Below are 26,137 nucleotides of genomic sequence, written 5' to 3'. Positions count from 1 at the left end.
GCCCGACCGAGCCTCATCGCGCCTGACCGAGGAGAGCCGCCATGTCCCACCGCACCAACGGAGTGTCCCGGCGCGCCGTCGCCCGAGCCGCGGCGGCCGCCGGTCTGACCGCCCTGTCCGGCGCCGCCACGGCCGCCGTGGCCCAAGCCGCCACGGCCGCGACGGCCGCCCCGGCGAGAGCCGTGACCCGGCTCGGGCCGCGCACTCTGGATCTGTCGGTGCCCTCCGCCGCGCTGGGCCGCAGCGCGCCGGTACGGCTGATCCTGCCGTCCGGCTTCGACACCCGCCCCGGGCAGACGTACCCCGTGCTGTATCTCCTGCACGGCGCCCACGACGACTACACGTCGTGGACCCGGGAGACGGACATCGAGGCGTTCACCGAGGGCCGGGACCTGATCGTGGCCATGCCGGACGCGGGCCCCACCGGTATTCCTACCGCGTGGCGCGGCGGCCCCGACTACGAGACGTTCCAGGTCACCGAGGTCCCCGCGGTGCTCGCCCGCGACTGGCGGGCCTCCGGCGTCCGGGCCGTCGCCGGGGTGTCGACGGGCGGCTACGGCGCGATGGCGCACGCGGCCCGCCACCCGGGCGCGTTCGGCGCCGCGGCCTCGTACAGCGGCACCCTCGACACCATGGCTCCCGGCATGCCCGCCCTGATGGACGCCATCGTGGCCCGCGAGAAGCTGCTGCCGCGCTCCCTGTGGGGCAGCCCGGTCCTGGACCTGCTCACCTGGCGCGCCTTCAACCCGCGGGCCCGCGCCGAGGGGCTGCGCGGCACCCCGCTGTACGTGTCCAGTGGCAGCGGTGTGTTCGGCGGCATCGGCGACTGGCTGCCCGAGGCGCTGGAGAGCGTGCTGTGGCCGTCCGCCCACTCCTTCACGGACACGCTCGCGCTGCTCCGTATCCCGGTCACGACCCACTACTACGCGGGAGGCGGACACAGCTGGGCCTACTGGAAGGGGGAGTTCACCGCGTCGTGGCCGATGCTCGCCGGTGCGCTGGGGGTGCCGGAGTGAGGCCGGTGCCGTCGGGGCACGGAACGGAGCGCAGGGGACGTCCGTCCAACCCCGGACGTGTCCCGCGCGCCCCGGGCAACGGCCCGCGGGTGAGCCGGTTCCGGCTGAACGGAGGGTCCGCCGTGGCCGCCCCCACCCCGCACAGCGCACCGGACGGCCCCGACGCCGCCCCGGTCCCTCCCGAACTGGCCAAACTCCTGCGCGACCAGTTGGAGGCCGTCGCCGACGAGGTCGAGGAGGAGGTGCGTCGGCAGGTCCCGGAGTACGCGCGTCCGGCCGACGCGGCGTCCCGCGCGCACCTCAGGTCGGGGGTCGTCCAGGCACTGACCCTGTTCGTCGACCACATCGCCGAACCGGGCGGCCAGGGGGCCTCGATCGCCGAGACCTACTACGAACTCGGGCGCGGCGAAGCGCTGGAGGACCGCGGTCTGGACGCGCTCCAGTCCGCGCTGCGGATCGGCGGGCTGCACGCGTGGCGGCTGATGGGCCGTACGGCGGAGGAACTCGGCCTGGATTCGGCGGTCGTGGCCGCCCTGGGCGAGCTGGCGTTCCGTACCGTGCACGAGGTCGCCGAGGCGGCCGCGGCCGGATACGCCGAGGCCCGGCTGCACAGCACGGACGAGCTGGAACGGCGCCGCCGTAGGCTGCTCGAACTGCTGCTGGGCGAGGGGCCGGTGACCCCGGAGGCGGTACAGAACCTGGCCCACGCCGCCCGCTGGCCGGTGCCGGGCCATGTCGCGGTCGTAGCGCTCGCGGCCACGCCGGAGCAACGCGAGGAGGAATGGCCGCTGGTGGCGGCGGGGGCCCTGGTGGACATGGAGTCCCGACCACCCCGAATTCTGATCCCGGTAGCGGAGAACCCAGCCGGTCCCGCCTCCGGCGGCTTCGGCGGCTCGGACGGCACCGGCGGCACCGGCAGATCGGGCAACTCCGGGGGCACCGGGCAGTCGGGCAACTCCGGGGGCTCCGGCCCTGGGGGCCCTGGCAGGTCCGGCGGCTCCGGGTCCAGCGACCCCGGGAGGTCGGGCGGCTCTGGGGGCTACGGGTCCAGCGGCAGCAGCGGCTCTGGCAGGTCGGACAGCTCCGGGGGCACCGGCTCCGGCGGCTCCGAGTCCGGGCCCAGCGACTTGGGCGGCTCCGGCAACTCTGGGGGCACCGGCAGATCCGGGAGCACGGGCAGGTCCAGCAGCTCCGGGGGCTTCGGCTCCGGCGGCTCCAGCTCCGGCGGCACCAGCACCTCCGGCGACTCTGGGGACACCGGCGGCTCCAGGTCCAGCGGCCCCGGCAGATCAGGCAGCTTCAGCAGCTCCGAGGGCTACGGGTCCAGCGGCAGCGGCGGCTCCGGGGGCTCTGGCAGGTCGGACAGCTCCGCCAGCCCCGGGGGCACCGGCAAGTCGGGCAGGTCCGGCGGTTCCGGGGACTCAGGCAACTCCGGGGGCTCCGGCGGCCTCGGCAGATCGGGCAGCTTCAGCGGCCCCGGCGCCCCCGGCTCCGGCAGCTCCGGGAGATCCGGCAGCTCCAACGCCCCCGGCTCCGGCGGTTCCAGCGGCTCCGGGGGCTACGGGTCCAGCGGCAGCAGCGGCTCCGGCGACTCACGGGGCTCGGGCTCCGGCGGCACCGCGGGCTTCGGCGGCATCGGCAGCGCTGGGGGCACCGGCAGCACCGGCGGCCCCGCCGGGCTCGGTGGCTTCGGTAGCCGGGCGTTCGCGGTTGCGTTGCGGGGGCGGCCTGCGGCGATCGGGCCCACCGTCCCGCTCGCCGAGGCCGCGCGGTCGCTGCACTGGGCCACCCGGGCGCTGGGGCTGATGGGCCGCGGCATCCTGCCCCGGCAGGGCGTGGTGCGGTGCGCCGACCACCTGTCGACCCTGCTCCTGCACAGCGACGAGCCCATGCTCGCCCAGCTCCACGCACGGGCCCTCGCGCCCCTCGGCGCGGTGTCCGAGGGGCAGCGCGGGCGGCTCGCCGAGACGTTGCTGGCGTGGTTGCTCAGCGGCAGCAACGTGCCCGACGTCGCCGCCCGCCTCCACATCCACCCGCAGACGGTCCGCTATCGCCTGCGCCAGTTGGAGAAGCTCTTCGGCGACGCCCTGCACGATCCCGGCAGCCGTCTGGATCTCATCCTGGCCCTGCGCGCCGAAGCGCTCCGCCATGAATTTCCCTCGCTCACCTCCGCACAAAAAGGCGAGGAATATTTGAATTCCCGTCCATAACACTTGGTCAGTTCACGCGAATACCTTCGGGACGTCCTTGTCCGCAGGCGCTCCACGCGCCCCACCCTCAAAGGATTCCCCATGCGTATCCGCTTGGGCCTCGCCGCGCTCTCGCTGTTCGGCGGGGCCGGACTGGTCACCCTCTCAGCGCCGCCGGCAACAGCAGCCGCAACGGCGACGGCAACCGCCGCCGCCTGCCCCGACATCGACGTCGTCGCGGCCCGCGGCACCTTCGAGCCGGGCGACCTCGGCTTCATCGTCGGCGACCCCGTGTATTCCGCGCTGCAGAAGAAAATCACCGGCAAATCCCTCTCCGGCTACAAGGTGAACTACCCCGCCGACCTCTCCCTCACCTCGGCCGCGCAGGGCAACGCGGACGTGGTGAACCACGTCAAGAGCCAGGCGGCCGCATGCCCGAACCAGCGTTTCGTGCTGGTCGGGTATTCGCAGGGCGCCAACGTCGTCGACAACTCGATCGGCATCAGCAGCGCGGGCGCGGTGGTCGGCAGCCCGATCGTGGCCACCATTCCCGCCGCACTCGAACCCAAGGTCGCCGCCGTGCTGCTGTTCGGCAACCCGATCCGGGCCATCGGCAAGAGCGTCACCGGTACGTACCAGAGCCGCACCATCGACTTCTGCGCCAACGGCGACCCCATCTGCCAGAACGGCGGGACCGACGTGGGAGCGCACCTCGGCTACACCGCGAACGCCGACGCGGCGGCCACCTTCGCCGCGGGCAAGGTCTGATCCCGCACACAGACACAGACACAGACACACACGCACATGAGAAGGGCCCGGGAATCGGCGAATTCCCGGGCCCTTCCCCCATGACGGGACGGGCTACCGCGGCGCCCGGGCGAACTCCGCGAGGTTGGTGGAGACGGGCTCGGGACGGCCGTTGTTCTGCACGGCCGCGGCGGTCAGCACGTCGAGGTGCTGATAGCCGTCGGCCACCACGGGGTGGAGGTCGGCCGGGATACGGCCCGCCAGCAGTCCGTCGCCCGCGAGCACGGTCAGCGTCGGGTTGGCGGTGAGCCCGTTCGGATGCACGACGAGCCGTTTCACCTGCGGCGAGGTGGTCAGCTCAAGGTCGGTGACCAGCTTGGTCGGGAAGTACTGCTCGGTGAAGTCCAGCGGCTGCCGGGCCAGGCTGCGGGCCAGTTCCTGGACGTCGGTGACCTCCTTGCCCGCGCCGGTGAACGGCGTCCCGTCGGCCGACCGGTACCCGGGGTCGTCGGGGTCGCCCACCCGGTCGTAATTCCGCCATGTGTAGAGCGGCCCGCCGGGCTGGTCCGGGATGGCCTTGTACTCACCGCCGAACAGCCCCGGCCGCGTGTCGCCGCCGTTGGCGACGGGGAAGTTCTTGTCGACGACCGGCCCGCCGTCGAAGAAGCCCACGCTGCTCTGCAGGAACGCCAGCGGTACGGAGTGGTCGTCCATCAGCGCGCCGAGCACCGCCTCGTTGGTGAGCCGGAAGTCCTTCACCGCGGGTTTGCCGCTGAGGAAGGTGGCGGTGTCCTTGGAGAACAGGAAGCGGTTCGTCGCCTCGATGTTGACGTTCGCGGGCAGATAACTGGGCAGGTCGGCCTCGCCACCCGGGTCCCCTACGGCGCCCAGACCGGCGATGGCCAGCAGGGTCATGGTCTCGGGGTTCAGCAGCACCGGCGCGGACAGCGAACGCGGCAGCACCCCGCTGTCGAGTCCGGCCTGCACCACGCCGTAGCCGAGGCCCACGTCGGGCAGGTTGGTGTCGTCCGGGATGCTGCCGCTGAGGTCGCCGAGCGAGGTGGAGACGGTGGTGTCGAGGGCGAAGTAACCGGCGCACTGGTTGTATCCGGCGTCGGCGGTGGTGGCGGGGTTGCCGTCGAAGTCGGCGGCCGCCAGATAGCCGGTGATCACGCCACCGAGGGAGTGCCCGCCGCACAGCACCTTCTGCTTGCGCACCCGCTGGTCGGGCAACTCGGCGGCCAGCAGGTCGTATTCGTCCCGTACGGTCTGCTCGATGCCGAGCTTCGCCATCCACCCCATCCGGCCGTTGCCGACGTACCCGTCGAAGGTACGGCCGTCCACCGCCTTGCCCCGGTAGTAGTAGTCGACGGCCGCGTGCTGGTCGCCGGAGGCGATACCGGTGCGGTCCTCCAGACAGTTGGACCGCCGGTCCAGCGCCCAGAACTCCACGTGCTGCCCCCGCTCCGCGGCGCGCGCCACGGTGTTGCGGGCGACGCTGTCGAACGCCCCGGCCCCCTCCAGAATCCCCGGCTGCGCGACGAGGATACGGTCGGCGTCGGCCGAGGACTGCGGCCCGTCGGCGGCGCGGTAGCGCAGATACGACAGCCAGTCACACGCCGCGGGCCGCGCCCCGAACGACGCGGGCAGCGGCGCCTTCACCCGCACCACGGTCTCGGTCACGCCCCCGGCCGCACCCGCCGACACCACCGGCGCCTCGCTCCGCGCCGCCCCCTCCTCCCGCACGCTCTCGCCCCGCACGCTCTCGCCCCGCGCGTCCGGCACCCCCGTGACCAGCATCCCCACCGCCAGCAGCACCGCCATCGCGGCGCCGCGCGGGGATTTCGAGGTTCTCCCTCTGCTACGTGTCGTGTCCATGCTCGTGTCCATGCTGGGACCGTAGAACCGCGCGCACGACCCGCCCCGCCCATGCTCACAAGAACGCAGCACCCGCGCACACCTTTGTCACCAGGACCCAACTCACCGACCACGTAAGCATTCAGCGGCTTACCGTTTCCCCCGGCCACCTTTTGTGCTTCGATGCCGAGCGCACGGTACGAACGGGTGAACGACGGGAGTTTGCGTATGGACCGGCGAGGGTTCCTCAAGGGCGCGGCCGCACTGTCCACCGCGGGGGTGGTCACCGCATTAGGCGGTGTCGCGACCGCCGCACCGGCCCGGCCGCTGGCCGCGCAGGACTGGCTCTCCGGCATCGCCGACGCCACGCCCGTGCAGCGGCTGACCCTCCCCGGAACACACGACTCCGGTGCCCGTTACGGCGGGCCGTGGACCGAGTGCCAGAACACCACCATCGCCGACCAGCTGGGCAGTGGCATCCGCTTCCTGGACATCCGCTGCCGCGCGTTCGAGAACGCCTTCCCGATCCACCACGGCTCCTTCTACCAGAACCTCAACTTCGACGATGTGCTCGGCGCGTGCCGCGCCTTCCTCTCCGCGCATCCGTCCGAGACCGTGCTGATGCGCGTCAAGCAGGAGTACTCGGAGGAGAGCGCCGCCGAGTTCCGCCGGATCTTCGACACCTATCTCGACGGCAAGGGCTGGCGCTCCCTCTTCCGCCTCGACGCCACCCTCCCGACCCTGGGCCAGGCCCGTGGCCGGGTCGTACTGCTCGCCGACTCCGACAACATGCCGGGCGTCCGGTACGCCGATCCGCAGCTGTTCGACATCCAGGACGACTACATGGCGGAGCCGTTCGGCAAGTACCCCAAGGTCGAGGCACAGTTCCGGAAGGCGGTGGCCCAGCCCGGCAAGCTGTACATGAACTACGTCAGCACCGCCGCGCTCCTCCCGCCCCGCTCCAACGCGGACCGCCTCAACCCGCAGGTCAAGTCCCTGCTGGAGAACGCGGGCAACCAGAGCTGGACGGGCCTCGGCATCGTCCCGCTGGACTTCCCGAACACCACCTCGGGCCTGGTCGACACCCTGGTGCGGCACAACCCGGCGGGCTGACACACCCGGTGGCGGCGGCTCATGGCCGATGAGCCGCCGCCATACCGGCGTATGCGTCAGGGAGTGACCGAGGGGCGGGCGAAGCGGACGAGTTCCAGGGCCTGGTCGGGGAACCACTGGCCCGCGTCGGGGTTCACCGTGCCGCGTACCGGGTCCGAGGGGCCGGAGGTGCCGCGCAGGCAGCGGCCGTCGGACTGGCCGGGCGTCTTCACCCAGAGGGCGGCGTCCTGCAGCGGGTCGCCCGTGGCGGTGGTGGGGCGGGCGCCGAGGCCGCGGCGGGGCGGGTTGCACCAGGACTGGGGGTCCGCCCGGTGGCCGTACCGCGGTGTCCAGGGGCCGCGGCCGTTGCGGCTGGTGTCGGTGACGAAGTGCTTCATCGCCGACGGGTCGTCCGGCTCGTGGAGGCGCAGCCAGGTCCGGATGTGCCGCCGCGACCGGGTCCGGTCGGGGCAGGCGTCCGGGTCGCCGCCGTCGGCGACGTAGGCCAGGCACGCGGAGACAAGCCGTCCGTAGAGGGCGCTGGCCTGGTCCGTCTGGTAGTGCGAGACGTTGAGGGCGAAGCCGGTCGCCTCGTCGATACCGGCCGCGATGAGACGCGGGACGATGCTGCTGACGGCATGCCAGTCAGCGTGGCCCGCGTCGAGGTAGACCTTGGCGTTGGTGAGCGCCATGAGGGTGTCGACGGCGTACTTGATCTCGGTGAAGCGGGCGGCGGTCAGCCTGTCCTCGCGGGACTCCGGCTCCGGCTCGGTGGCCGTCCCCTGCTCCGCTGCCGTATTCGGCTCGGTGACGGGCTCGGTGACGGGCTCGGTGACGGACTGACCGGCGGCCCCGGGGTCCTTGTCGAGGTCGGCGGGGTCGGCGGGGAGGAACGGCTCCTGGGCCGGGGTCTCGGCGGCGGCGGCCGCGCCGGGCTGGGCGCCGGGGGTGGCGATGGCGCCGGGTTGCGGATTCGGGGTGGGGGCGGTGGTGGGCTCGGTGAGCGCGTCCGTGCCCGTACCCGTGGCCGCCCCGGCAACCGCGTCCGTGCCCGTGGCCGTGTCCGTACCCGTCGCGCCCGTGGCTACGTCCGTACCCATGGCCGGGGTCGTCTCCACACCCGTCGTCGGGGCCGTCTCCGTCGTAGTCGGGGTCGTGTCCTCGGCCGGGGTGTCCTCGCTCGTCTGCGCACCGCAGTCGGACGGCAGCAGCGCCAGCGAGTCGGGTTCGAGGACGATCATCACCTCGCGGTCGCCGATCCCCTGGGCCACGGCGTCGATCCACGCCTTGTACTCGTCGGTGGTCCGCGCTCCCCCGGCGGAGTAGCTGCCGCAGTCACGGCCCGGGACGTTGTAGAGGGCGAGCACCGGCAGCCTGCCGCGCCCCGCGGCGTCGCTCGTGGTCCTCCGGACCAGGCGGGCGACCCGGGCCGGGGACTCGTCCCCGTACCAGACCGCCTGCGGGGTGCGCACCATGGCGAGGAGCCCGGCGGCCGTGCGGTAGTCGCCCCGCCAGGCGAGCCGGGTCACCTGACGGTATGAGGCCCGGTCGGCCGGGGGAACGTAGAGGGGCATGCCGCGCGAGGGCGCGGCGGCGCGCTCCTGTACGGCGGCCTGAACGGTGGAACCGCTCAGCAGGGGAAGGGAAGTTGCGGCCAGAACGGCCATCGACACGGCGAGGGTTTTCCGTCTCGTTCGCACGGGCGTACTCCAAGGGGCGGGGCGCATGGGTCGGTTTCTGAGGCTCACTCAGAAACCGGGACCCGGCAACGCGAGCGTCCGCCGAGTGGCCGAACGCGATTCCCGCCCAGGGGTGGCGGCCCGTCAGGTAATCCACCCGGTCGATCCCGGGGGACGGCTCAGGTGCCCGTCAGATGCTCCGGGCGCACCGGCACCCGCCCCAGCCGCAGGCCGGTCGCGGCGCGGATGGCCGCGACGACCGCCGGGGTGGAGGAGAGGGTCGGCGCCTCGCCGACGCCCCGGAGTCCGTAGGGGGCGTGATGGTCCGCCAGCTCGAGGATGTCGACCGGCATGGTCGGGGTGTCGAGGATGGTGGGGATCAGATAGTCGGTGAAGGACGGGTTGCGGACGCGGGCGCCGTCCGAGACGAGGATCTCCTCCATCACGGCGAGTCCGAGGCCCTGCGTGGAGCCGCCCTGGATCTGGCCGACGACGGAGAGCGGGTTGAGCGCCTTGCCGACGTCCTGGGCGGCCGCCAGTTCGATGACCTTGACCAGGCCCAGCTCGGTGTCGACCTCGACGACGGCGCGATGGGCGCAGAAGGAGTACTGGACGTGGCCGAAGCCCTGACCGGTCGTGAGGTCGAACGGCTCGGTGGGGCGGTGCCGGAACTCCTTCTCGATGTCGATCGCGTCGTCGCCGAGAAGGTCGGTCAGATCGGCGACGACCTCGCCGGTGTCGGTGACCACCTTGCCGTCGCGCAGCAGCAGCCCGGGAGCGCCGGAACCGGCACCCGCACCGCTCGGCAGGCCGCAGCGGCGGAAGACCTCGTCCCGCACCGCCTCGCAGGTGTGCTTGATGGCGCCGCCGGTCATATACGTCTGGCGGGAGGCGGACGTGGACCCGGCGGAGCCGACCCGGGTGTCGGCGGGGTGGATGGTGACCTGGCTGACGCCGAGTTCGGTACGGGCGATCTGGGCGTGGACGGTGACGCCGCCCTGCCCGACCTCGGCCATTGCGGTGTGGACCAGGGCGACGGGTTCGCCGCCGATGACCTCCAGACGCACCCGGGCCGTGGAGTAGTCGTCGAAGCCCTCGGAGAAGCCGACGTTCTTGATGCCGACCGCGTAGCCGACGCCCCGCACCACGCTCTCGCCGTGGGTGGTGTTGGACAGACCGCCGGGCAGGGCGCGGATGTCGACATCCCCGTCCGACGTCTGCCAGGAGCGCTCCGGCGGGAGGGGGAGGTCCCGGACCCGGCGCAGGATCTCGGCGACCGGGGCCGGGGAGTCGACGAGCTGGCCGGTGGGCATGACGGCGCCCTGCGCCATGGCGTTGCGCTGCCGGAACTCGACGGGGTGCAGGCCGAGTTCATGGGCCACGGCGTCCATCTGCGCCTCGTACGCGAAGCAGGCCTGCACCGCGCCGAAGCCGCGCATCGCGCCGCAGGGCGGATTGTTGGAGTAGAGGGCGAGCGCCTCGACGTCCACATGCTCGACGACGTAGGGGCCGATCGCCAGGGAGGCGGCGTTGCCGACGACCGCCGGGGAGGAGGAAGCGTACGCTCCGCCGTCCAGCACGATGCGGCACTGGACGTAGAGCAGCCGACCGTCGCGGGTGGCGCCGTGCTCGTAGGTGAGCTTGGCGGGGTGCCGGTGGACATGGCCGAAAAACGACTCGTAGCGGTTGTAAACGATCTTCACGGGTTTGCCGGTACGGAGCGCCAGCAGACTGGCGTGCGCCTGCATGGACAGGTCCTCGCGCGCCCCGAACGCCCCGCCCACACCCGAGAGCGTCAGCCGCACCTTGTCGGCGGGCAGGCCCAGCACCGGGGCGAGCTGGTCGCGGTCCACGTGCAGCCACTGGGTGGCGATGTAGAGGTCGATGCCGCCGTCCTCGGCGGGCACCGCGAGCCCGGACTCGGGCCCCAGGAACGCCTGGTCCTGCATGCCGACCTCGTAGTCCCGGCGTACGACGACATCGGCGCGGGCCTTCGCGGCGGCGACGTCGCCGCGCCGCACGGGCTGGCGGTGGACGACGTTGGGGTGCGGGGCGTGGGCGGCGTGGTGGTCGGCGCGGCCGGGGTGGAGCAGCGGCGCGCCGGGCGCGGTGGCGGTGGCCTCGTCGACCACGAGCGGCAGCTCGGCGTAGTCGACCTCGATGCGGGCGGCGGCGCGGCGGGCGGTCTCGGGGTGGTCGGCGGCGACGATCGCGACGGCCTCGCCGTGGTAGCGGACCCGGTCCTTGGCGAGGACGGGCTGATCGTGGATCTCCAGCCCGTAGTGGGTGGCGGCCGGGAGGTCGTCGTGCGTCATGACGGCGTGGACGCCGGGCAGGGCCAGCGCCGCGCTGATGTCGATGGACCGGATCTCGGCGTGGGCGTGGGGGCTGCGCAGGGTGAAGCCCCACAGCATGTCCTCGTGCCACAGGTCGGAGGAGTACGCGAACTCGCCGGTCACCTTGAGCGTGCCGTCGGGGCGCAGGGTGGACTCGCCGATGTGGCCCTTGCCCCGGCTGCCGGTCAGATGGGCCTGGGTGATCTTGGTGGGGGCGCGGTCGGGTCGCATGGTCAGCTCGCCTCCCCGGCCGTCGACGTGCGGGCGGCGGCGAGGCGTACCGCGTCGAGGATCTTCTCGTAGCCGGTGCAGCGGCAGAGGTTGCCGGAGAGCGCCTCGCGGATGTCGGCGTCGGAGGGGTCGGGCCGCCGTTCCAGCAGCTCATCGGCGGCGACCAGCAAGCCGGGGGTGCAGAAGCCGCACTGGACGGCGCCCGCGTCGATGAACGCCTGCTGTACGGGGGCCAGCGCGCTGCCCCCGGCACCGGCCGTACCCGCCTCGTGGGCGGTACGGCGCTCCGCGTACTCCGGAAGCCCCTCGACGGTCACCACCTCGCGCCCCTCGGCCTGCCCGGCGGCCACCAGGCACGCGCACACCGGCATGCCGTCGAGCCGGACCGTGCACGATCCGCATTCGCCCTGCTCACAGGCGTTCTTCGAGCCCGGCAGACCGAGCCGTTCGCGCAGCACGTACAGCAGGGACTCGCCCTCCCAGACGTCGTCGGTCTGCTGCGGCCGGCCGTTGACGGTCATGTTCACGCGCATGCGGCGGCCCTCCCTTCGCCCTCGCGGTACGCCTGCCAGGTCCAGCCGAGCGTGCGGCGCGCCATGACCGTCACCGCGTGGCGGCGGTAGGCGGCGCTGCCGCGTACGTCGTCGATGGGGTCGCACGCGCCCGCGCACAGCTGCGCGAATTCCCGGGCGACCGCGGGTGGAATCGTTTCGCCACGGTCCCAGAAGGCGCCCTCCGCCAGCGCCGCGTTCAGGAAGTCCTCCGCCGCCCGGGCCCGGACCGGCGTGGGCGCGGCGGAGCCGATGCCGGTCCGCACCGTGCGGGTGCGCGGATGCAGGGCGAGGGCGAAGGCGCACACCGCGATGACCATGGCGTTGCGGGTGCCGACCTTGGAGAACTGCTGCGGCCCGTCGGCCTTCTCGATGTGGACGGCCCTGATCAGCTCGTCGGGCGCCAGCGCGTTGCGCTTGACCCCGGTGTAGAACTCCTCGACCGGGATCATCCGGGTGCCGCGCACCGAGGCCACCTCGACTTCGGCCCCGGCCGCCAGCAGCGCCGGATGGGCGTCCCCGGCGGGCGAGGCGGCGCCGAGGTTGCCGCCCACGGTGCCCCGGTTGCGGATCTGCGGCGAGCCCACGGTGTGCGAGGCGAGCGCGAGGGCGGGCAGCTCGGGACGCAGCCGCTCGATGATCCGGGCGTACGGAACCCCGGCGCCCAGCCGGACCGTCCGCTCACCGGTCTCCCACTCCCCCAATTCGCCGATACGGGTCAGATCCAGCAGCCGTTCGGGCCGCCGGTGATCAAAGTTGATCTCGACCATCACATCGGTGCCACCCGCGATCGGTACGGCGTCGGGGTGCTCGGCCTTCACGGCGAGCGCCTCCGGCCAGTCGGCGGGGCGCAGGAAGTCCATGGGCCTCTCTTCTCACCAGTCCTGAAGGAACTCGTGCACGCGGCTCCCAGTCCAGTAGACCCGGCCGCGGGCCCCGGGGGCAGTCACCGAAGGCATGAAGCAATTGGCTGGCCAGCGCGCTGGTCTTGTAGATTCGAACGAACAACAGCGAACGGAAACCTCGCGGTATCCGACCGGTGACCTCGCCGGTGACACAACACGAGCGACAAAAACGAGCAACAAAAACAAGATCGGCTGGCACCATCATGCGGCTGCGCGCACTGCTGGAGACCGACGCCCTGGGCCTGCGCCTGCTCGGCGGCGAGGACGAGCTGAACCGCACCGTACGCGGCGTGATGACCACCGACCTGCGCGATCCGAGCCGCTATCTGTCGGGCGGCGAGCTGGTGCTGACGGGGCTGGCGTGGCGGCGGGAGCCGGACGACTCCGAGCGGTTCGTCACGATCCTGGTGGCCGCCGGGGTGGCCGGGCTCGCGGCGGGCGAGGCGGAGCTGGGCTCCGTCCCCGAGGACCTGGTGCGGGCCTGCGCGCGGCACCGGCTGCCGCTGTTCTCCGTCGTCGAGGACGTGGCGTTCGCGTCGATCACCGAGCATGTCGTCCGCCAGGTCTCCGGCGAGCGGGCCGGGGATCTGGCCGCCGTGGTGGAGCGGCACCGGCGGCTGATGACCCCGGGGGCCACGGGTGGCGGCCCCGAGGTGGTGCTCGATCTGCTCGGCTCGGACCTCGATCTGCCCGCCTGGGTGCTCTCGCCCACCGGCCGCCAGATCGCGGGGCCGACCGCCCCCGCGGCCGCGGAGCTGCCGCGGCCGGTCCGCGCCCAGCTGGCCGGTGAGCAGTTGGCCGCCCGGCGCGCCGGACGCCACGGTCCGCACCGGCTGACCGCCGCGAACGGCGTGACGTACTCCCTCTTTCCCATCCGCGGCGGCGGCACGGGTAGTGGCGGTGCGGGTAGTGGCGGTACGGGCGGTGGCGGCACGGGCGATCCGCACGCGACCCGGCTCGCCGACTGGCTGCTGGCGGTCGCCGCGGACGCCGGGGAGTGGCCGGACGAGCGGCTGGACCTGCTGCACGGGGTCACCCAGCTGATCGCGGTCGAGCGCGACCGGCGGGACGCGGCCGGTGCGGTGCGGCGGCAGCTCGCCCAGGAGGTGCTGGAGCTGCTCCAGACGGGCGCGCCGTCCGCCGAGATCACGGCCCGGCTGCGGGTGGCCGCGCCGGTGCTGCTGCCGGGGCTCGACAGCGGCGCGGCGCCGCACTGGCAGGTCGTGGTGGCGCGGCTGGAGGCGACGCCCGGCGAGGAGGACGGGGGCGGCGGCCCGGTCGCGCAGGCGCTGCTGGAAGAGATCCTGGTGGACCCGCGGTCGGCCGGTGCCGGGCCCTCGGACCGGATCGCCGTGGCGCACACCGGCGACGAGGCGGTAGCCCTCCTCCCGCTGCCCGCCGACGCCGCGTCCGCTGAAGCTGAAGGGGAGACGGAGGGCCATGAGCCGGGGCTGCACGCGGACGCCCTGCTCGCCGCCGTCGGCGAACCGCTCGCCCGCGGGCTGGGCGACGACGCCCGGCTGACGCTGGGCGTCAGCGCCCCCGTGCACTCCGCCGAGGCGCTGCGCGGCGCGCTGGAGGAGGCCCGGCACGCCCGCCGGGTGGCCGCCGCTCGGCCGGGCCGGGTCAGCGCGGCCGGGCACCAGGAGCTGGCCTCGCACGTACTGCTGCTCCCCTTCGTCCCGGACGACGTACGCCGCGCCTTCACCGCCCGGCTGCTGGACCCGCTGCGCGCGTACGACCGCCGCCACCGGGCCGAGCTGATCCCGACCCTGGAAGCGTTCCTGGAGTGCGACGGTTCCTGGACGCGGTGCGCGGCGCGGCTGCATCTGCACGTCAACACGCTGCGCTACCGGGTGGGCCGGATCGAACAGCTGACCGGGCGCGATCTGGCCCGGCTGGAGGACAAGCTGGACTTCTTTCTCGCCCTGCGGATGAGCTGACGCACGGACGGCCGCGCCACCACTCGGGACGGTGGTTTGTGAATTCATTCACACCAACCTCTTGGCCGGGCGCGCGCTTCCGTGTTGAGATTCGGCAACGGCTTCCGGCTCGATGACGCGCTTGGGGAGGGCAATGTGGCGGACACCGCCATGTCACCACCTGGATCGTCGGACTCCGACTCCGGCCTACGGGCCGGGCGGGCGGACGACCCGCTCGACACGGCGGTGTGGCGGCTGCGCTCACGGGCGTGCTGGAAGGACGCCGCCGAACTGCTCGCCCCGCACGCCACGGACGACGCGGCCGCGGCCCTCCAGCGCAGCGCCATCCTGATCGAGCGGTGCATGTACACCTCCCAGGGCTGGGACGCGGCCGCGGACGCGCTGCGGGCGGCCGAGGCCCTGGCGCTCACCGACGACGAGCGGGGCGCCATCGCCTGCGAGCGCGGCTATCTCGCGTACGCCTCCACCCTGCTCGGGAACCGGGACCGCGCCGACGAGGCGCGTACCGCCCTCGGCCGGGCCGCCGCGCTGCTCGGGCCCGGCTCGCGCACCCGCCCGCTGCTGGACTTCCGCCGCGGGCTGATCTCCCAGCACCTCGCCCACAACCCCACCGGCGCCCAGGCCGCCTTCCAGCGCGCCCACGCGGGCGCCGCCACCCACGGCGACACGCTGCTGCGCTCCTTCACCTGGCGGCATCTGGCCGGGATGGCCGAGGAAGAGGGCAACCTCGCCGAGGCCCGCCAAGGCTTCGCCGAATCGCTGCGCATCCGCGAGGAGCTGGGCTACCTGGTCGGCATCGCCCCCGCGCTGGCCTCCCTGGCGGACGTAGAGGAGGAACCGGAGGCGCAACGGCTACGCGCCGAGGCGGGGCGGCTGGTGCGGCTGCTGGGTGGTGTGCCGGTGTGGCTGGCCGAGCAGTTAGCGGTATGAGGGGCCGCGCCCCCTCAGGCTTGAGGGGCCGCGCCCCTCAGGCTTCACCGCCGGGCGCGGGCCGGTGGCCGGGCGTGCCCCCCCCTGGGGCATCGTCGCCGGGCGCGGGTGGCCGCGTTGTGCCACCTGAGGCATCGCCGCCGGGCGCGGGCCGGTGGCGCGTCGTGCCACCTCAGGCTTCACCGCCGGGCGCGTGCCGGTGGGCGGGTTGTGCCACCTGCGGTATCGCTGCCTAGTGCAGGCCGGTGGCCGGGTTGTGCCCACCCGTTCCGCCCTGCGGAACAGTTGCCCACAACGGTTGCGGAACGATTGCCCACAACGGTTGAGGGCACCATCCAGCCCCTCCGGCGTTTGAGGAGCGGGGGTGCAGGGGGCGGAGCCCCCGCGGCGGGGCGACGGCCCGGGCGGGGCCGCAGCCGGGCGGGGTCCGGGGCGGCGACCCGGGGTCGGGGAGGGGCGGGTAGGGGAAAGGCCGGCGGCTGGGCGGCGCGTCAGGCGCCGGACGTGAAGTGTTCGCGGACCAGGGACTCCACCACGCCCAGGTCACGCACGGCAAGCGCATCGAGCAGCGCCATATGCTCGGCCGCATCGGCGACCAGATCGGCGGTACGCACGGCCCGCCCACAGGCCAGCGGCCACTGCGCACGCCGGTGGAGCTCATCGGCGACGACGACCAGCTGCTGGTTCCCCGCCAGGCTCAGCACCGACTGGTGGAACGTACGGTCCGACTCCAGGTAGGCGGCGCGGTCCCCCTTCGCGGCCGCCACCGCCGTCGCCTCCGCGAACGGCCGCAGCCGCGCCCAGCGCTCGGGCGCGATCGCCCGGGCCAGGCTGAGCATCACCGGAACCTCCAGCAGGGCCCGGACCTCGGCCAGCTCGGCCAGCTCGCGCGCACTGCGCCGGGCCACCCGGAAGCCGCGGTTCGGCACGACCTCGACGGCGCCCTCGCCCGCGAGCTGCTGCATGGCCTCGCGTACGGGGGTGGGCGAGACGCCGAAGCGGTCGGCGAGGGCCGGGGCGGAGTACACCTCGCCCGGGGTCAGGTCACCGCCGACCAGCGCGTCCCGCAGGGCGTCCAGGATCTGTCCGCGCACGGAGTGGCGGCGCGGGGACCTGCGCGCCACGGGCACGCCGGAGGGGCCCCGCGACTCCGTAGCCGCCTCGGCTTTGGCCTGCTCCACTCGGGTCCTCCTGACATCCCATCGAAACGATATGCGGATGCCGCCCGAGGACAAAGCCCACACACAGGGACAGGAAGCCCGGCATGACCCTGACCACATTCCGCTGCCCGCCCGCGGCCCGCACCCCGTCGGGTTCCGGCCCCGCCGAACCCGGTGAGCGATGCGTTTCGGCCACGGATGCGGCGTTCCCGAAGCGCCCACTACCGGACAGGAGCGGGGTAAAGATCACCAAGAGGTTTGGACGTCCGACGGCAAGCCGACCGATCCGATTTACCCGCGATCGGGTTACGTGAATAGAATCAAGCCGCTTGCAACGAGCGAGCGTTCGAACCGTATCGCACCTATCCGCGTGTCCCCCCGCCCACTTGGCGGCCACTTGTCCGGAAACCGCTTGAGGCCCGGCAGGATTCCGCCAGGATGTCGCGCGAGTAGGGCCGCACTGCGGCCAGAACTTCACGGAAGCGAGGCAAGGGGCACCGGATGAGACTGACGGACATATCGCTGGGCTGGGCCGTGCCAGTCGTCATAGCGCTCGTCGGAGTCGTGGGGGCGGGAGTTGTCCTCGCGCGCGGCCGTAACGGGAAGCAGGAGGAGAGCGGGCTCGCCGACTCCTGGGAGCGCAGTGAGGAGCGCCGCCGGCGCAAGGAGGCCGTCTACGCGACGGCCTCGTACGTCCTGCTGTTCTGCTGTGCCGCGGTCGCGGCCGCGCTCTCCTTCCACGGCCTCGTGGGCTTCGGGCAGCAGAACCTGAATCTCTCGGGCGGCTGGGAGTACCTGGTCCCGTTCGGGCTGGACGGCGCCGCGATGTTCTGCTCGGTGCTGGCGGTGCGCGAGGCCAGCCACGGTGACGCGGCGCTCGGCTCGCGGCTGCTGGTGTGGCTGTTCGCGGGCGCCTCCGCCTGGTTCAACTGGGTGCACGCGCCGCGCGGCATGGGCCACGACGGTGCGCCGCAGTTCTTCGCGGGCATGTCGCTGTCGGCCGCGGTCCTCTTCGACCGGGCGCTCAAGCAGACCCGCCGGGCCGCGCTGCGCGAGCAGGGCCTGGTGCCCCGCCCGCTGCCGCAGATCCGTATCGTCCGCTGGCTGCGCGCGCCCCGCGAGACCTTCGGCGCCTGGTCGCTGATGCTGCTGGAGAACGTACGGACGCTGGACGAGGCGGTCGAGGAGGTCCGCGAGGACCGGCGCGAGAAGGAGCAGAACCGCAACCGCCGCCGGGGCCAGGAGAAGCTGGACAAGGCCCGGATACGGGCGCTCAACCGGCAGCACCGCGCATGGGGCCGGAGTGGTGGCCGCCAGGTGGACCTCGCCGCCGCGGCACAGCCGCCGCAGCTCACCGCGGAGTCCTCCCTTGAGGAGAACGCGCTGGGAAAAGCCGAAGCGGCCGAGCTGTCAGCGCCCTCAGCTCGGCCCGCCTTGCAGTCCGCGGACGCGGCTGAGGCCGGTCACCGCGACGACCGCCGCGAGAACCGCGGCCGGGACTGGAGCCGTGACCTGGATTTCAGCTTCGGCTTCGGTGACTCCACCATCACCGAAGCCGACCAGGACAAGGCGAAGAACACGGACGGCAGCAAGGACGGCGACAAGGACAGGGCGCGCACCGTCGACCTCACCGCCGAGGACGACACCCTGACCATCCCGCGACTGGACTCCCTGGAGGAGAAGCTCGCGCAGATCGAGAGGCAGTTCGGCTGAGTTCAGCTGAGTTCGGCCGTATGTGCCGATGACGGGCGCCCGGTGGCATCAGCCCCCGTCCGCGTCCAGCTCGAACCAGACCGCCTTGCCCACGCCGTGGGCCCGTATGCCCCACGCGTCCGCGAGCGTGTGCACCAGCAGCAGGCCCCTCCCGGAGGTGCTCTCCTCCGGGGGGTGGCCGCGCAGCGTCGGGTGACGGGACACGAAGTCCCGCACCTCGACCCGTAATCGGCCCCTCACCGGCCCGGCGATCCCGCCGCCCATCCTGGCCGTGACATGCGCGCCCCGGTCGGTGTGCACCAGCGCGTTCGTCACCAGCTCGCTCGTCAGCAGCTCGGCGAGATCGGCCCGGCCGGGCTCGCCCCAGTGCCGCAGCATCTCGCGCAGCCCGGCGCGGACGTCCGCCACCGCCGCGTAGTCGTCATGCCTCAGTCGCTTGTTGAGGACCCGGCCCCGCTCCCCTTCGATGGCCACCGCCCCAGAGTCCGGCCGGTTGGTCATCCGGCCCCGCCGTACAGGCTGACGCTTCATCCTCCCCCGCCCCGGCCGCCCTCGGCGCGGCCAGCGTCCCATGCTGTCGAATCCCCTCGAACATGTTCACGGAATGCATTCCCGCCTGTTGCCGTGCCACACACCGGGGGAAGACACCTCCCGAGTGATCCGCTGAGCGCCGAGCCCGAGGAGCGTTGATGCACGACGACCGACTGTTGGTGGAGGGGCGCCTGGAGCGGGCGTTGCACCAGTTCATCCGGCCCGCCCAGTACCCGGCGCGCGTTCCGCTGTCCCTGTACGCCTGGCGTACCCCCGATGAGCCGGTCCCGGTCGCCGACGCGCTCGCCGGGACGTACGAGCCGTTCGAGGCCGGTACGGAGTGGGGCGAGCCGTGGTCCACGTGGTGGTTCCGGCTGGAGGGCGCGGTTCCGGAGGAGTGGGCGGGGCGTCGGGTCGAGGTCGTCATCGACCCCGGCTTCACGGACGATGGTCCGGGGTTCCAGGCCGAGGGGCTGGTGTACGACGCGCACGGCGTACCGCTCAAGGGCATCCACCCCCGTAACCGCCACATCCCCCTCGCGTCCCCGGCCGCCGGCGGCGAACCCGTACGGCTGCTGCTGGAGGCGGCCGCCAATCCGTCCGTGCTGCGCGACGGCTTCGCCCCCACCCCGCTCGGCGACGTGCTCACCGCCGGGGACCGGCCGCTGTACCGCTTCGCGTCCGCCGATGTGGCCGTGCTCGACGAGAACGTCTGGCATCTGGTCCTGGACATCGAGGTGCTGTCCGAGCTGATGGACGAACTGCCCGCGGACCGGCCGCGCCGCCACGAGATCCTGCGCGCCCTGGAGAACGCGCTCGACGCGCTCGACCTGCACGACGTGCCCGCCACCGCGGCCGCCGCGCGCGCCGAGCTGACCGAGGTGCTCAAGCGCCCCGCACACGCCAGCGCCCACCGCGTCTCGGCGGCCGGGCACGCCCACATCGACTCGGCGTGGCTGTGGCCGCTGCGCGAGACCGTGCGCAAGGCGTCCCGTACGTTCGCCAACGTCACCGCGCTCGCGGAGGACTACCCGGAACTGGTGTTCGCGTGCTCACAGGCGCAGCAGTACGCCTGGGTCAAGGAGCACCAGCCGCACATCTGGGAGCGGATCAAGAAGGCGGTCGCGGACGGCACCTGGGCGCCGGTCGGCTCTATGTGGGTCGAGTCGGACGCCAACATGCCCGGCGGCGAGGCCCTGGCCCGGCAGATCGTGCACGGCAAGCGGTTCTTCCTGGAGGAGCTGGGGGTGGACACCGAGGAGATCTGGCTGCCGGACTCCTTCGGCTACACCGCGGCGTTCCCGCAGCTCGCCAAGTTGGCCGGGGTGAAGTGGTTCCTCACCCAGAAGCTGTCCTGGAACCAGTCCAACAAGATGCCGCACCACACCTTCTGGTGGGAGGGCATCGACGGCACCCGCGTCTTCACCCACTTCCCGCCGGTGGACACCTACAACGCCCAGTTCAGCGCGGCCGAACTCGCCCACGCGGAGAAGAACTTCGCCGACAAGGGCCTCGCGACCCGCTCCCTCGTCCCCTTCGGCTGGGGCGACGGCGGGGGCGGCCCCACCCGCGAGATGCTGGAGAAGGCGCGGCGGCTGGGCTCCCTGGAGGGCTCGCCGCGCGTCGAGATCCACAAGCCGTCGGTGTTCTTCGCCGAGGCGGAGCGGGAGTACGGGGCCAAGGCGCCGGTGTGGTCGGGCGAGATGTACCTGGAGCTGCACCGGGCCACGTACACCACCCAGGCGGCGACCAAGCAGGGCAACCGGCGCAGCGAACACCTGCTGCGGGAGGCCGAGCTGTGGGCCACGGCCGCCGCGCTCCGCGTGCCCGGGTACGCCTATCCGTACGACGACCTGGACCGGATCTGGAAGACGGTGCTGCTGCACCAGTTCCATGACATCCTGCCGGGCTCCTCGATCGCCTGGGTGCACCGCGAGGCGCGCGAGACGTACGCGCGGGTGCGCACCGAGCTGGAGCGGATCGTCGCGGACGCGGCGGGGGCCCTGGGCACCGCCGGTCCTGGTGGCCCCGGCGCCCCGGCGGTGCTCAACGCCTCGCCGTACGAGCGCGAGGAGGTCGCCGTCCTGGACGCGGAGACGGCGGCGGCCCTGCCCACCGACACCCCGGTGCAGCCGCTGGGCGACGGGCGCGCGGCGGCCGGGGTCCGGGTGGCCGCGCTGGGCACGGCGGCCGTCGCCGGTACGGTGTGGAACGCGCCGCCGGTGACCTCGCTGAGCGACGGTCACGCCATCGTCCTCGACAACGATCTGCTGCGGGTCACCATCGACGGCGACGGGCTGCTCACCTCCGTCCTCGATCTGACGGCGGGCCGCGAGGTGCTGGCCCCGGGCGCGCGCGGCAACCTCCTCCAGCTCCACCCCGACCACCCCAACCACTGGGACGCCTGGGACATCGACCGCCACTACCGCCGCAGCCACACCGACCTCACCGCGGCCGAGTCGGTCGAGCTGACCGAGTCCGGTCCGCTGCGCGCGACCGTCCGCGTCGTCCGTGCCTTCGGCGCCTCGCGCGTCGTCGAGGAACTGACCCTGGCGGCGGGCAGTGGCCGCCTCGACATCGCGACGGAGGTGGACTGGCAGGAGTCGGAGAAGGTCCTCAAGGCGGCGTTCCCGCTGGACGTCCACGCCCGGGAGTCCACGGCGGAGATCCAGTTCGGGCATGTGGAGCGCGCCACGCACACCAACACCAGCTGGGACGCGGCCCGTTTCGAGATCTGCGCCCACCGCTGGCTGCGGGTCGCCGAGCCAGGGTACGGGGCCGCGCTGCTCAACGACTCGACGTACGGCCACGACGTGACCCGTACGACGCACTCCACCGACGACGGCGAGGGTGAGGGTGAGGATGACGTGCTCGGCACGACCGTACGGCTGACGCTGCTGCGCGCCCCGCACAGCCCCGACCCCGAAACGGACCTCGGCACCCACCGCTTCCGCTACGCGCTGCTGCCCGGCGCGAGCGTCGGCGACGCGGTCGCCGGGGGCCTGGCGCTGAACCTGCCGCTGCGCACCCTGCCCGCGGGCCCGGCCGGTCCCGCGCCGCTGCTCTCCGTGGACAACCCGGCGATCACGGTGGAGTCGGTCAAGCTCGCCGAGGACCGCAGCGGGGATGTGGTGGTGCGGCTGTACGAGTCGCACGGCGGCCGCGCGGCGGGCACGCTCATCGCCGGTTTCCCGGTCCTGTCCGCGGACGTCACCGATCTGCTGGAGCGCCCGCTCCACCCGGCCGCCACCGGCCCGGCCGGGCTGAGCCTGGCCCTGCGGCCGCATCAGATCGTCACCCTGCGGCTGCGGCCGGTGCCCGCGTAACCATCCCTCGCAGACATGTCGACCGCCCGGTGCCGCCCCCGCGCGGCGCCGGGCGGCCCGCTCATCTCCCCCTCACCTGCCGCGCCCCTTGCGACGGATCTTGATGTGGCGCATATCCGTCACCCCGACCCGCAGGACCCGGTGCGGATAGCCGTGCGCCACCAGCGCCGCCATGGCCCGCTCGGTCGCCTCCGCCTCACCGTCGCCGTCCGCCTCCGCGGGCACCTGGCAGCGGAAGGTGAACGCCGAGAGCCCACGGCCGTAGGTGAACGTGCCCTCCTCGGTGAAGGCGGTCCGGAAGGCGTCGGCTCCTTCCAGCAGCGCGGTCCGGGCCTCCCCGTCCAACCCCTCGAACACACCACGGATCGTCACCCGGAACACGCCTGCGCCCCCTTCCCCCGTACGGCATAGGTGGCCAGCGGCTCGCCCAGCACCCTCTGGAACGCGTCCAGCAGACCGTTCACCGCCGCGGCGATCGCGTCGGGCCCCTCCCCCGCCTCGGTCCGCCTGCCGATCTCGGCGAACACCAGCGCGTGGAACGCCCCGAGCTGCGTGGCCACCACCCGCGGCAGCGGATCGTCCGGCGCGGCGCCGGTCTCCTCGGCCAGCACGGCGGCCAGCGCGTCGGTCATCTCCCGGCCGAGATCCTCCAGCCGGGCGATGAGCGTAGGCGCGGCGCGCATCATCGCGAAGACCCGCCCGAAGCCCTCGGTCAGCCCGAGCGAGCGGTCCCGCCGCCCCACCTCGTCCCGCAGCCGCGCCAGCACCGCGTCGGCCGCCGACTCCCCGGGGCCGCGGTCCCGTACGAGGTCGGCGAGCCGCCGCGAGGACGCCTGATCCGGCGGCAGCACCAGGTCCTCCTTCGCCTCGAAGTAGTTGTAAAGGGTGTTGACCGACACCTCCGCCGCGGCCGCGACCTCGGCGATCGTGACGCGGTCGAAGCCCCGCTCCACGAACAGTTCGATCGCGACCCGGTTGATGCGCTGCCGCGTCTCCCGCTTCTTGCGCTCCCGAAGCCCTTCTGCCATGCCCTGAAGTCTAACCGCACTGCAAAGTTGAAGTCGATTGCACTTTTGCAATCCACTGTGCTTTTATCGCCGACATGCCCACACCACCCCTCCGCTCACCGGCCATCCGCACCCGGGGCCTCACCCGGACGTATCCGCTCCCGGCGGGCCCCGTACACGCCGTCCGCGGCATCGACCTGACCGTCGACCGCGGCGAAATCCTCGGCTTCCTCGGCCCCAACGGGGCGGGCAAGACCACGACCCTGCGCATGCTCACCACGCTGCTGCCGCCCAGCGGCGGCGAGGCCACGGTCGCCGGGCACGATCTGCGCGGCGACTCCGCGGGGGTACGCCGCAGGATCGGCTACGTGGCCCAGTCCGGCGGCCTGGACCCCGCCTGCGCCGTACGCGAGGAACTGGTCACCCAGGGGCGGCTGCACCGGCTGCCCAAAGCCGAGGCGCGCGAGCGCGCCGAGGAACTCGCCCGGGATCTCGGCCTCACGGCCCTGCTGGACCGCCCCACCGGCGCGCTCTCCGGCGGTCAGCGCCGCCGGGTGGAGATCGCGCTCGGCCTGATCAACCGGCCCGAGGTGGTCTTCCTCGACGAACCGACCACCGGGCTCGACCCCGGCAGCCGCGCCGAACTGTGGGACCTGGTCCGGCGCATCCGCGCCGAGCACGGCACCACGGTCTTCCTCACCACGCACTATCTGGACGAGGCCGACGCGCTCGCCGACCGGATCGTGGTCGTGGACGCCGGGGTGATCGTCGCCGAGGGCACCCCCGCCGACCTCAAGGCCCGCCATGCGGGCAACCCCACCGCCAGCCTTCAGGAGGCCTTCCTGGCCATCACCGGCCGGTCCGCCACGGCCGATGAACCCCTCGCCATCTGAACCATCTGAACCATCCGCCCCTTCACCCCTTCACCTCCTCGCCCCTTCGACACCTTGAGGCACCGCCATGACCCTGCTCGCCGACACCGGAGTCGTCTTCGGCCGCTATCTGCGGGCCACCCTCCGCTCCAAGACCAATCTCTTCTTCGGCATGCTCCAACCGCTGCTCTTCCTGGCGCTCTTCGGACCGCTGCTGACCAAACTCAGCCTGGGCGTGAGCGGTTCGTCCTGGCAGACCCTGGTCCCCGGGGTGCTCGTCCAGCTCGCCCTGCTCGGCGGCTCGTACGTGGGACTCGGCCTCCTGATGGACCGCAACCTCGGCGTGATCGACCGCATGCGGGTCACCCCGGTGAGCCCCCTGGCCCTGCTGCTCGGCCGGGTGCTGCGCGACGTCGTCCAGCTGGTCGCCCAGTCGGTGCTGCTCGTCCTCCTCGGGCTGGCCTTCGGGCTGCGGGCGCCGCTCCCCGGCATCCTGCTCGGCCTGCTGTTCGTGGCCGTCCTCTCGACGGCACTGGCCGCCCTCTCGTACGGGCTGGCCATGCACGTGAGGACCACGCCCGAGTTCGCCGCCATCGCCAACACGGCGGGCATGCCGCTGATGCTGCTGTCCGGGCTGCTGCTGCCGATGTCCCTGGCCCCCGGCTGGCTGGACGGCGCCTCGCGCGCCGTGCCGTTCCGCTACACGGTCGACGCCGTACGCCAGGCCTACCTGGGCCACTACGCGGACGGCACGCTCGCCCTCGGCGCCGCCGTCACCCTGGCCCTGGCCGCCCTGTGCCTCACCGCCGGAGCCCGCCTCTTCCGCCGCGCGGAACGCTGAGGCCACGGCGCGCGGCCCGGCGGCTCACCACGCGTCAGAATCGATCAGGCGGGGTAGGCAGGCGTTCAACTAACCGCATACGGCCAGGAGAGATACGTGCCCAGATCGCTCGTCACCGGTATCGTCGCCACCGCCGCCGCGACCCTCCTGCTCACCGGTTCCGGGGCCGTAAGTGGCAGCGCCACCGCCACGTCGCCGCGTGAGCCCCGCGCCACCGACGTTCATCAGGTTCGCATCCAGGACGAGTTCGATTCGCTCGGGCCCGAGGTGCGGGCGATGAAGCTGGATTCGGGGCGCACCGCGCACTACATCGACGAGGGGCCTCGGGACGGGAAGCCGGTGCTCTACATCGGGGGCACGGGGACCAGCGCGCGGGCGGCACATATGACGGACTTCCTGCGCAGCACGCGGGAGTCGCTCGGGCTGCGGCTGATATCCGTCGAGCGCAACGGCTTCGGGGATACGCAGTTCGACAGGGGCCTGGGGAAGGCCGACTTCGTGGAAGACGCGCTTCAGGTACTGGACCGCATCGGGGTGCGCAAGGTCAGTGTGATCGCCATCTCGGGCGGCGGTCCCTACGCCGCTGAGCTGGCTTCCCGGGCACCGGACCGTATTCAGTCGCTGCACCTGGCCGCCGCCTTGCCACCGTACGGGGCCAAGCCGTCGTACTGCTCGATGTCCGACGAGGAGCTGGGCAAGTCCCTGGAGAAGCAGATCGCCGATCCGCGTATCTGGTGGGCGCTTCCGGAGGACAGCCCGACCAAGCGGGTGCCCGGGTTCGCCGACACCGCGTACGAGGACGGCGCCCGCACCTACAACCAGCGCGGGCAGAAGGCCGATCCCGCGCCGCAGGTGCACGAGCAGAAGCTGTACTGCGGGCGGCCGGGCCCGGATCTGTCGAAGCTGAAGGCGCCCGTCATCGTCTACAGCGGGAAGAAGGACACGACCGTGCCGCCGAGCATGGTCGGGACCTGGAAGGACCATCTGCCCGGCGACCCGGTCGTACGCAGCTATGCCGACTCGGGGCATGACGTGCAGTACCGGCACTGGGATCAGATCCTCGTCGACCTGGCCGGGTACCCGGACCGCACCGTCGTCTGCTACCGGGGACACAGCTCGATGCCACCGGCCAGGGTCGCCGATCCGCTGGTGGAGAAGGGGCGTGCCACGCTCGGCAGCTGCGCCTGGCAGAAGTCCGGCTGATCAGGTGT

The 26,137-nt window shown here is 72.8% G+C and carries 19 protein-coding genes and 2 pseudogenes; 12 read left to right on the top strand and 9 right to left on the bottom strand.

What is annotated here, in order from left to right; all coding sequences use genetic code 11:
• The first annotated feature begins 41 nt into the window (after positions 1-41).
• The 4 genes and pseudogenes from ABZ370_RS29665 to ABZ370_RS29650 all read left to right on the top strand — a co-directional run bounded on the left by ABZ370_RS29665 (position 42) and on the right by ABZ370_RS29650 (position 3,973).
• Positions 42-1,016, top strand: a complete 975-nt coding sequence (locus ABZ370_RS29665; protein ID WP_358626643.1) for an alpha/beta hydrolase family protein — start codon at positions 42-44, stop codon at positions 1,014-1,016.
• Positions 1,017-1,138: 122 nt separating this feature from the next.
• Positions 1,139-1,906, top strand: a pseudogene (locus tag ABZ370_RS29660) (PucR family transcriptional regulator); the annotation flags it as partial.
• 798 nt (positions 1,907-2,704) lie between these two features.
• A pseudogene (locus tag ABZ370_RS29655) lies at positions 2,705-3,226 on the top strand (helix-turn-helix domain-containing protein); the annotation flags it as partial.
• A gap of 81 nt (positions 3,227-3,307) precedes the next feature.
• Positions 3,308-3,973 carry a cutinase family protein gene (locus ABZ370_RS29650; protein ID WP_358626641.1) on the top strand — a complete coding sequence of 222 codons (666 nt, stop codon included), beginning with the start codon at positions 3,308-3,310 and terminating at the stop codon, positions 3,971-3,973.
• A gap of 93 nt (positions 3,974-4,066) precedes the next feature.
• Here ABZ370_RS29650 and ABZ370_RS29645 read toward each other — a convergent pair whose 3' ends face one another.
• Positions 4,067-5,830 carry a hypothetical protein gene (locus ABZ370_RS29645; protein WP_358626710.1) on the bottom strand — a complete coding sequence of 588 codons (1,764 nt, stop codon included), beginning with the start codon at positions 5,828-5,830 and terminating at the stop codon, positions 4,067-4,069.
• A gap of 207 nt (positions 5,831-6,037) precedes the next feature.
• Between ABZ370_RS29645 and ABZ370_RS29640 the strand changes: the two genes are divergently transcribed.
• Positions 6,038-6,922, top strand: a complete 885-nt coding sequence (locus ABZ370_RS29640; RefSeq protein ID WP_358626639.1) for a phosphatidylinositol-specific phospholipase C — start codon at positions 6,038-6,040, stop codon at positions 6,920-6,922.
• 56 nt (positions 6,923-6,978) lie between these two features.
• Here the strand turns inward: ABZ370_RS29640 and ABZ370_RS29635 are convergent, their stop codons facing one another.
• From ABZ370_RS29635 to ABZ370_RS29620, 4 genes are all read right to left on the bottom strand, one after another.
• Entirely contained in the window at positions 6,979-8,601 is a 1,623-nt protein-coding gene (locus tag ABZ370_RS29635) for a glycoside hydrolase family 6 protein (protein ID WP_358626637.1), read from the bottom strand.
• A 158-nt stretch (positions 8,602-8,759) separates the two neighbouring features.
• A complete protein-coding gene (pucD, locus tag ABZ370_RS29630) occupies positions 8,760-11,147 on the bottom strand; it encodes a xanthine dehydrogenase subunit D (RefSeq protein WP_358626635.1) in 2,388 nt (795 codons plus the stop codon).
• 2 nt (positions 11,148-11,149) lie between these two features.
• Positions 11,150-11,680, bottom strand: a complete 531-nt coding sequence (locus ABZ370_RS29625) for a (2Fe-2S)-binding protein (RefSeq protein WP_358626633.1) — start codon at positions 11,678-11,680, stop codon at positions 11,150-11,152.
• Entirely contained in the window at positions 11,671-12,561 is an 891-nt protein-coding gene (locus ABZ370_RS29620; RefSeq protein WP_358626631.1) for an FAD binding domain-containing protein, read from the bottom strand. The genes ABZ370_RS29625 and ABZ370_RS29620 overlap by 10 nt, the downstream gene beginning before the upstream one ends.
• 245 nt (positions 12,562-12,806) lie before the next feature.
• Here ABZ370_RS29620 and ABZ370_RS29615 point away from each other — a divergent pair, with 245 nt between their 5' ends.
• Positions 12,807-14,546 (top strand): PucR family transcriptional regulator ligand-binding domain-containing protein, encoded by a 1,740-nt coding sequence (locus ABZ370_RS29615; RefSeq protein ID WP_358626629.1) that lies wholly within the window; start codon positions 12,807-12,809, stop codon positions 14,544-14,546.
• A 150-nt stretch (positions 14,547-14,696) separates the two neighbouring features.
• The gene (locus tag ABZ370_RS29610) at positions 14,697-15,476 is read left to right on the top strand and encodes a hypothetical protein (RefSeq protein ID WP_358626708.1); all 780 of its coding nucleotides are present in this window, start codon (positions 14,697-14,699) and stop codon (positions 15,474-15,476) included.
• A gap of 491 nt (positions 15,477-15,967) precedes the next feature.
• Here the strand turns inward: ABZ370_RS29610 and ABZ370_RS29605 are convergent, their stop codons facing one another.
• Positions 15,968-16,657: a GntR family transcriptional regulator gene (locus tag ABZ370_RS29605; protein WP_358626627.1), complete on the bottom strand. Its 690-nt coding sequence runs from the start codon at positions 16,655-16,657 to the stop codon at positions 15,968-15,970.
• 480 nt (positions 16,658-17,137) lie between these two features.
• Here ABZ370_RS29605 and ABZ370_RS29600 point away from each other — a divergent pair, with 480 nt between their 5' ends.
• The gene (locus tag ABZ370_RS29600; protein ID WP_358626625.1) at positions 17,138-18,349 is read left to right on the top strand and encodes a DUF2637 domain-containing protein; all 1,212 of its coding nucleotides are present in this window, start codon (positions 17,138-17,140) and stop codon (positions 18,347-18,349) included.
• 48 nt (positions 18,350-18,397) lie between these two features.
• Here ABZ370_RS29600 and ABZ370_RS29595 read toward each other — a convergent pair whose 3' ends face one another.
• Complete coding sequence (locus tag ABZ370_RS29595; protein ID WP_358626623.1) at positions 18,398-18,823, bottom strand: ATP-binding protein; 426 nt, start codon at positions 18,821-18,823, stop codon at positions 18,398-18,400.
• 215 nt (positions 18,824-19,038) lie between these two features.
• Here ABZ370_RS29595 and ABZ370_RS29590 point away from each other — a divergent pair, with 215 nt between their 5' ends.
• Positions 19,039-22,206, top strand: coding sequence for a glycoside hydrolase family 38 C-terminal domain-containing protein (locus ABZ370_RS29590; protein WP_358626621.1), 3,168 nt, complete (start codon positions 19,039-19,041; stop codon positions 22,204-22,206).
• A gap of 72 nt (positions 22,207-22,278) precedes the next feature.
• Here the strand turns inward: ABZ370_RS29590 and ABZ370_RS29585 are convergent, their stop codons facing one another.
• Complete coding sequence (locus ABZ370_RS29585; protein WP_358626619.1) at positions 22,279-22,587, bottom strand: DUF6204 family protein; 309 nt, start codon at positions 22,585-22,587, stop codon at positions 22,279-22,281.
• Positions 22,575-23,234, bottom strand: a complete 660-nt coding sequence (locus tag ABZ370_RS29580) for a TetR/AcrR family transcriptional regulator (protein ID WP_358626617.1) — start codon at positions 23,232-23,234, stop codon at positions 22,575-22,577. The genes ABZ370_RS29585 and ABZ370_RS29580 overlap by 13 nt, the downstream gene beginning before the upstream one ends.
• A 74-nt stretch (positions 23,235-23,308) precedes the next feature.
• Here ABZ370_RS29580 and ABZ370_RS29575 point away from each other — a divergent pair, with 74 nt between their 5' ends.
• The 3 genes from ABZ370_RS29575 to ABZ370_RS29565 all read left to right on the top strand — a co-directional run bounded on the left by ABZ370_RS29575 (position 23,309) and on the right by ABZ370_RS29565 (position 26,129).
• Positions 23,309-24,106, top strand: coding sequence for an ATP-binding cassette domain-containing protein (locus ABZ370_RS29575; RefSeq protein WP_358626615.1), 798 nt, complete (start codon positions 23,309-23,311; stop codon positions 24,104-24,106).
• A gap of 67 nt (positions 24,107-24,173) precedes the next feature.
• Positions 24,174-24,926 (top strand): ABC transporter permease, encoded by a 753-nt coding sequence (locus ABZ370_RS29570; RefSeq protein ID WP_358626613.1) that lies wholly within the window; start codon positions 24,174-24,176, stop codon positions 24,924-24,926.
• Between the two features lie 96 nt (positions 24,927-25,022).
• On the top strand, positions 25,023-26,129 hold the full coding sequence (locus ABZ370_RS29565) for an alpha/beta hydrolase (RefSeq protein ID WP_358626611.1): 1,107 nt from the start codon (positions 25,023-25,025) through the stop codon (positions 26,127-26,129).
• The last annotated feature ends 8 nt before the right edge of the window (positions 26,130-26,137 follow it).

The sequence above is a fragment of the Streptomyces sp. NPDC005962 genome (assembly GCF_040629205.1).
GTDB lineage: Bacteria > Actinomycetota > Actinomycetes > Streptomycetales > Streptomycetaceae > Streptomyces.
Note: the sequence above shows the minus strand (reverse complement) of the source record. Positions and strands in the feature narration are given on the sequence as shown.